This window comes from Arthrobacter sp. Cr_A7 (assembly GCF_029222765.1).
Lineage (GTDB): Bacteria > Actinomycetota > Actinomycetes > Actinomycetales > Micrococcaceae > Arthrobacter.
Genome location: NZ_JARHXQ010000075.1, coordinates 1 through 6,995 on the forward strand (window position 1 = coordinate 1; position 6,995 = coordinate 6,995).

6 protein-coding genes are annotated in these 6,995 nt (G+C 67.4%); 1 reads left to right on the forward strand and 5 read right to left on the reverse strand.

Features of this window, described 5'->3' with window-relative positions:
* Positions 1-52 precede the first annotated feature (52 nt).
* The 4 genes from P2Q66_RS04375 to P2Q66_RS04390 all read right to left on the reverse strand — a co-directional run bounded on the left by P2Q66_RS04375 (position 53) and on the right by P2Q66_RS04390 (position 3,753).
* The gene (locus tag P2Q66_RS04375; RefSeq protein WP_275725903.1) at positions 53-1,213 is read right to left on the reverse strand and encodes a globin domain-containing protein; all 1,161 of its coding nucleotides are present in this window, start codon (positions 1,211-1,213) and stop codon (positions 53-55) included.
* A 162-nt stretch (positions 1,214-1,375) separates the two neighbouring features.
* The gene (locus tag P2Q66_RS04380) at positions 1,376-1,825 is read right to left on the reverse strand and encodes an Rrf2 family transcriptional regulator (RefSeq protein WP_275725904.1); all 450 of its coding nucleotides are present in this window, start codon (positions 1,823-1,825) and stop codon (positions 1,376-1,378) included.
* A 14-nt stretch (positions 1,826-1,839) separates the two neighbouring features.
* On the reverse strand, positions 1,840-2,328 hold the full coding sequence (locus P2Q66_RS04385; RefSeq protein ID WP_275725905.1) for a hypothetical protein: 489 nt from the start codon (positions 2,326-2,328) through the stop codon (positions 1,840-1,842).
* Between the two features lie 6 nt (positions 2,329-2,334).
* On the reverse strand, positions 2,335-3,753 hold the full coding sequence (locus tag P2Q66_RS04390) for a phosphomannomutase/phosphoglucomutase (protein ID WP_275725907.1): 1,419 nt from the start codon (positions 3,751-3,753) through the stop codon (positions 2,335-2,337).
* 142 nt (positions 3,754-3,895) lie between these two features.
* On the opposite strand from P2Q66_RS04390, the gene P2Q66_RS04395 reads away from it, so the two are divergent.
* On the forward strand, positions 3,896-6,118 hold the full coding sequence (locus P2Q66_RS04395) for a RecQ family ATP-dependent DNA helicase (RefSeq protein ID WP_275725909.1): 2,223 nt from the start codon (positions 3,896-3,898) through the stop codon (positions 6,116-6,118).
* On the opposite strand, the gene P2Q66_RS04400 is transcribed toward P2Q66_RS04395, so the two are convergent.
* On the reverse strand, positions 6,042-6,995 hold a 954-nt coding region (locus P2Q66_RS04400), incomplete at its 5' end, for an MFS transporter (protein WP_275725911.1). The two genes, P2Q66_RS04395 and P2Q66_RS04400, sit on opposite strands and share 77 nt — an antisense overlap.

Sequence of the window (6,995 nt, forward strand, 5' to 3'; positions counted from 1 at the left end):
ATTGCCCTTTTCGCTTGTCAAAACGGCGCTTTCGGAGCAATCGATGCGGACGTCAGCTGGCCAGCCAGATGTCCGGTCCGAAGACCTCATAGTGGATCCGGGTGGCCGGGATGCCGGCGTTGATGGCCTCGTTGCGGATGCTCTTCATGAAGGGCAGCGGCCCGCAGAGATAGAGGGATGCTTCGGCCGGCAGGTCTACTTCCCGCAGTGACATGAAGCCCTCCCGGGCGCCCGCCTCAGGCTTTTCCAGCCACAGCTGGAGTTCGGCACTGTCCAGGCGCTGCACGTCAGCCGTCATCTGGCCGCGCAGGGCCCAGCTGTCCAGGGTACTTTCGGCGTGCAGCACCAGGACCTGCCGGTCCGTTCCGGCCTCGGCGAGCGAACGCAGGATCGAAGCCGTCGGGGTGCAGCCGATTCCTGCGGAGGCCAGGACCACCGGGCCGTCTCCGTCCTTGAGGGTGATCTCGCCGTACGGGTTGGAAATCTCGAGGATGTCGCCCACCTGCACATTGTTGTGAAGCACGGGGGAGACCTCGCCGCCGTCGTCCAGCTTGGTGGTGAAGGTGCGGCTGGTGCCGGCGTCCGCGGACAGTGAATACTGGCGGACCTGCCGCAGGCCTTCGGGCAGGACCACCCTGACGCTGACGTACTGGCCCGGGAGCGCCGCGGTGACCGGCGTATCGTCCGCCGGCTCCAGCGTGAAGGTCATGGCACCCGTGCCGGCCGGCGTCTTGGCCGCAACCCGCCAGGGCGTCCACATCCGGTCATTGGCCTGGCTGGCGTACAGCCCCTTTTCGATCTTGACCAGGGCATCGGCCATCAGCCAGTAAACCTCGGTCCAGGCTTCGGCGATCTCCGGGGTGATGACCTCGGCGAGGTCCTCGGCGATGGCGGCGAACAGGTGCTCGTAGACCACCTGGTACTGGGGCTCAGTGATGCCCAGGGAAGCGTGCTTGTGTGCGATCCGGGACAGGACGGCCTCGGGGAGCGTGCCCGGGTTGCTGAGCAGGTGGCCCGCGAACGCCGCAATGCTGCCTGCAAGTGCCTGCTGCTGGTTGCCTGACCGCTGGTTGGAGCGGCTGAAAAGTCCGTCCAGCAATTCGGGGTGGGCCGCGAAAAGGCGGGAGTAGAACTTGGGCGTGATCGCGCCGATCCGCGACCCGACCAGCGGAAGGGTGGCTTCAATGACGGGGCGGGACTTTTCCGAGAGCATACGGACTCCTGAGATAGCGGCCGGGGCCTTCGTCCGGCCAGTCACGAATACAAGCATTTGATATGCGTGTATTCACACGTCAAGTTCTACAGCTTGTAGAAGATGAAATCAACTTACGCGGACGGACGTTGCCGCGGTGTTCCGGGCCATGGTGCGGGGAGGCTAAAGGCCTGGCCGGAGGCCGATCATGGAGAAAACGGGAGCCATCTGGCGGGAGCCCGGCAGGTCTGCGATCACCACGGCATCGAGCTCCCGGTAGAACGCCTCCCGGGCCCGTGCCAGGGCGCCGCGCAGATGGCACTCGTTGATGAGCGGGCAGTTGCCGCTGGGCGCGACGCACTCCGCCGGGTCGCTGCGGGTGTCGAGTTCGCGCAGGATTTGCCCCACGGTTGCCGTGCGTCCCGCGTGGCTCAGACGGGATCCGCCCGCCCTGCCCCGGACTACCTCGATCAGGCCCATGATCCGGAGCTTGGCCATGGCCTTGCTGACGTGGTTGTAGGGCGTTCCCACCGCATCGGCGATGTTCTGGGTGGTGAGCAGCTCACCGCCGGGAACGGCAGCAAGCACCATCAATGCCCGCAGGCTGACGTCGGCGAAGGCGTTGATCTTCATGGCCGGACCGCGGTCTAGTCCACCCAGATTGAGGGTTCGTAGGTGTCCGCGCCCAATTCGCCGAACTCCCAGGTCCTGGTGGCCGGGTTGGCTGCATAGGGCAGCACGGCAGCAAAAACCGATCCGTCCCGGTGTTCCGCGGCCACGTGGATGGCGTCCGAATCCTCTTCCACCAGCAGGATGTCGCAGACCACGGCGGCCGCCCGGAAGTCGTCCCGGTTCTGCCGCAGCAGGGCCTGTAAATCGCTGATCATGGCGTCGGCGTCGAAGTCCGCGTCCGTTCCCTCCGCCGCGTCGGCCGGGGAGACAGCCACGAGCCGCACCTCGCCGTCGTTCTGCACCGTCAGGGCGAAAGGCATGAACCCGCCGTTGCGCTGGAGTTGCTCCTGGGCGGCGCTGACGCCCGTTCCCAGGAGGTTCTCCAGGTCAGTGGCCGTGCCTTCCGGAACAGAATCACGCCAGCCGGCCTGTTCTTCTGCTGCTGGCCCCGTATGGTCCGCCATCCCGTATTAGGCCCGGACGATCGACAGGACGCGGTCGCGGATCCGTTCCATGGTGCCGCGGTCCGTTGCTTCGGCGTTGAGCCGCAGGAACGGTTCCGTGTTGGACGGGCGCAGGTTGAACCAGTAGCTGCCGTCGTTCGCCGTGAACGTGCTGCCGTCCATGGTGTCGATGGTGATGTCTTCGCCGGCAAAGGCTGCACGCACACGCTCGACGGCGGCGGGCTTGTCGTCTACCTCCGAGTTGATTTCCCCGGAGCTGACGTAGGGCTCGTATTCACGGCCGAGCTCTGACAGGGGGCCGTCCTGCTCACCCAGAGCGGCGAGGACATGCATAGCAGCCAGCATGCCGGTATCAGCGTTCCAGAAGTCGCGGAAGTAGAAGTGCGCTGAGTGCTCGCCGCCGAACACGGCGCCTTCCTCTGCCATGACCGCCTTGATGAACGAGTGGCCCACACGGGTGCGGACGGCGCGGCCGCCGTCGCGCTCCACCAATTCGGATACGGCGCGGGAGGTGAGGAGGTTGTGGATGATCGTGGGAGTGGTCTCGCCCAGGGCCTTGGCCCGGGCGATTTCCCGGCGGGCCACCATGCCGGTGATGGCCGACGGCGAGACGGGCTCGCCCTTCTCGTCCACCACGAAGCAGCGGTCGGCATCGCCGTCGAACGCCAGGCCGATGTCCGCACCGTGCTCGACCACGGCGGCCTGCAGGTCGCGAAGGTTCTCCGGCTCCAGCGGGTTGGCGGGGTGGTTGGGGAAGGAGCCGTCCAGCTCGAAGTACAGGGGAATGATGTCAAAGGGCAGTTTGGGGAGCAGGGCGTCACCCAGGACCGCGGGGGTGGTGAGGCCGGCCATGCCGTTTCCGGCATCCACCACAACTTTCAGGGGCCGGGAGCCGGAAAGGTCCACCAGCTTGCGGAGGTACTCGGAGTAGTCCTTGAGGACGTCGCGGACGCCGACCAGGCCCCGGGCGCCGGCGGCGGGGATGGAGCCGGTGTTGAGGTAGTGCTCGGCGAGGGTCTGGATGTCCTTGAGGCCGGTTTCGGAGGAGATGGGGACGGCGCCGGCCTTGGACATCTTGATGCCGTTGTAGCCGGCCGGGTTGTGACTGGCGGTGAAGGTGGCACCGGCGCGGTCGAGGAAACCGCAGGCGAAATACAGCTCATCGGTGGAAATCAGGTCCAGCAGCTCGACGTTGGCGCCGCGCGTGGCTGCCCCGTTGGCGAAGGCCTTGCTGAATTCGGGGGAGGACGGACGCATGTCCCCGCCCACCAGGATGGTCTGGCCTTCGAGCTGCAGGACGTCCACGAAAGCGGCCCCCACGGCTTCGACGATTTCGGCGGTGATGGACTCGCCCACAATGCCACGGACGTCGTAGGCCTTGAAGGATGCCGAGAGATCAAAAGTCGTTGTCTGTTCGCTAGTCACGGGCTTTATCTTACGTGGACGCGGAAGGTGCCTGTGGAGGAGGGGTGGGGGCTGCAGAATATGACGGTCGCGACTGTTCCCGGCTTTCCACATGCGTGCTGCCGAGGTGCCGGGTGTCGGAGGGGGCTGGGATACTGAATCAATGGTCGATAACCAGCACGCCACGCTCTCTGACACGCCCCCTTCAACAGTTGCCGTTGCCGATGCCGCCCTTTCCGGCTCCGCTTCTTCAGCTTCCGGAACGCACCACCAGGCGCTGGAGGTCCTCCGGGAGCTGGTGGGACACCCCGAAGCCGGTTTCCACGAGGGACAGTATGAAGCCATTGAGGCGCTGGTGGACGGCGGCCGGCGGGCTTTGGTGGTCCAGCGCACCGGCTGGGGAAAGTCGGCCGTGTACTTTGTCGCGTCCCTGCTTTTGCGGCGCCGGGGTGCCGGTCCCACCCTCATCGTCTCGCCCCTGCTTGCCCTGATGCGTGACCAGGTGGCCGCCGCAGCCAGGGCCGGGGTCCGCGCGGTGGCCATCAACTCCGCCAACCAGCTCGAATGGGACACCGTCCGGGAGCAGCTGGCCGCAGACGAGGTGGACGTCCTGCTGGTCTCCCCTGAGCGGCTCACCAATCCCTCCTTCCGTGAAAACCAGCTGCCCGAACTGATCCGGCGGACCGGCCTGCTGGTGATCGACGAAGCCCACTGCATCTCCGACTGGGGGCACGATTTCCGCCCGGACTACCGCAGGATCGCTGATCTCATCACCCGGCTGCCGGAGTCGGTCCCGGTGCTGGCCACCACGGCCACCGCGAATTCGCGCGTGGTGCACGATATCGAGGAACAGCTCGGAGCGGGGGTCCTCACCATCCGCGGCGCCCTGGGCCGCGATTCGCTGCGGCTGGGCGTCCTGACGCTGCCCGACTCCAAGCAGCGCCTGGGCTGGCTCCTGACGCACCTGTCCGACCTCCCCGGCAGCGGCATCATCTACACCCTGACGGTTTCCGCGGCGGAGGACACTGCCAGGCTCCTGGCCGAAGCGGGCCACGAAGTCCTTGCCTACACCGGCCGCACCGACCCCGCCGACAGGGAACGCGCCGAACAGCTGCTGAAGGACAACCAGGTCAAAGCACTGGTTGCCACCTCTGCCCTCGGGATGGGATTCGATAAACCGGACCTTGGTTTCGTGGTGCACCTCGGCGCACCGTCCTCGCCGGTGGCCTACTACCAGCAGGTGGGCCGCGCCGGACGTGGCGCCGCCAACGCCGACGTCCTGCTGCTGCCCGGCTCCGAGGACCGCGAAATCTGGCAGTACTTCGCCACCGCCTCCATGCCCTCGGAGGACAAGGCGGCGGCTGTCCTGACTGCACTGGCCGAGGCCGGTACGGCGCTCTCCACGGTGGCGCTGGAAGCGCGGGTGGACCTCCGCCGCACCCCCCTCGAGCTGCTGCTGAAGGTCCTGTCGGTGGACGGTGCCGTGGAACGCGTCGGCGGCGGCTGGCGGTCCACCGGGCAGCCGTGGGTCTACGACGCGGAGCGGTACCAGAGGATCGCCGAGGCCCGCGTGGACGAGCAGGACTCCATGATCATCTACCAGGACACGGCCGGCTGCCGGATGGAGTACATCACGTCAGTCCTCGACGACGAAACGGCACACCCCTGCGGGCGGTGCGACAACTGCGCCGGGCAGTGGTTCCCGGCGGAGGTGGCGGCCGATGCCACGGCCGCGGCGAACCAGACCCTCAGCAGGGCGGGTGGCGTGCTGGAAGTACGGCTGCAGTGGCCCAGCGGGATGGACCGCCTGGGCGTCCCGGTGAAGGGCAAGCTTAAGCCCGGTGAAGGCCTTGCAGAAGGGCGTGTCCTCGCCAGGCTCACCGATCTGGGGTGGGGCGGCGCCTTGCGTGAGCTTTTTGCTGCCGGCGCCGAGGACCGGCCCGTGGACCCGGGCATGCTGCAGGCATGTGTTCAGGTCCTGAGGGAATGGGGTGCCGGTGATTCACGCACGCCGGGCTGGAGCGGGGCCGGGAGGCCCGCTGCCATTATCAGCGTCCCGTCCCGGAGCAAGCCGCAGCTGGTCGGATCCCTTGCCAGGGGGATCTCGGAGATTGGCCGTATTCCCTACCTTGGCGAGCTGCAGCTTGCACACGGCGGCCCCACCGGAGGCCGGGGCGGCAACAGCGCCTACCGGCTGGCCGGGGTCTGGGACCGCCTGGTGGTTGGGCCGGAGCTTGCAGCGGCGATGGGCGGTATCCAGGGGCAAAGCGTGATGCTCATTGATGACCTGGCGAACAGCCGGTGGACACTTACGGTCGCGGGCCGCGCTCTTCGGCAGGCCGGGGCTGGAGCTGTTCTTCCGCTGGTCCTGGCCCAGGCCGGCTGACCTCTGGACCGCTGGGCACAGGATTATTCACTCCAGGCCGGCTGACCTCAGCGCCCGCATGCCGCGCCAGGAACAGGCTGTCGACGGTGCTGGCGAGCATCAGGGCGGCCATGACCAGGAACGCCCCGCGGAATGGCCCCGCAGGGTCCTGGGGAAACGCGGCCAGCCCGTCGAAGATCCGGATCAGCAGGGCCCCCACCGCTATGCCCGCGCCCGTGGCCAGTTGAACGAGCGTGGCGGAGACGGTGTTCGCGGAGGTCAGCTGGGCCGGCACGATGTCCGCGTACTGCACGGAGGCGTAGGCCGAGAAGCCGATGGACCGGAAGGCTCCGCTGCAGACGAGCAGGGCGAACATCACGGCCTGGGGAGTCTCGGGCGTCAGCAGGGCACAGGCGGCGAAGGTTGCGGCCGACGCCAGCGACGCGAACACCAGCATGGCCTTGAAGCCGAAGCGCCGGATCAGCGGCGTGGTGGCCGGCTTGATTCCGATGTTGCCAATGAAGACTGCCGCCACCATGATGCCGGCGTGGATGGGGGACCAGCCGAATCCTGCCTGGAACATCAGCGGCAGCAGGAATGGGACCGAGCTAATGGTGAGCCGGTAGACGAACCCGCCTGTCGCCATGGCCCGGAAGGTCCGGGTGCGGAACACGTCCAGGTTGAACAGCGGATTCCGGGTACGGCGCATCCACAGCACGGCGGCGGCAAGCGACGCTGCACCGGATCCTGCGCTGATCCCGGCCCAGGGCGTGTCCGGGTGGGCGCTCGCCAGTTCCAGGCCTACCACCAGGGCGCCGACGCCCACCGTGGTGAGGAACAGGCCGGGCCAGTCGAGCCGGCGGCCCGGGTCCCCTGCTGACCTGGGCACCAGCCTCAA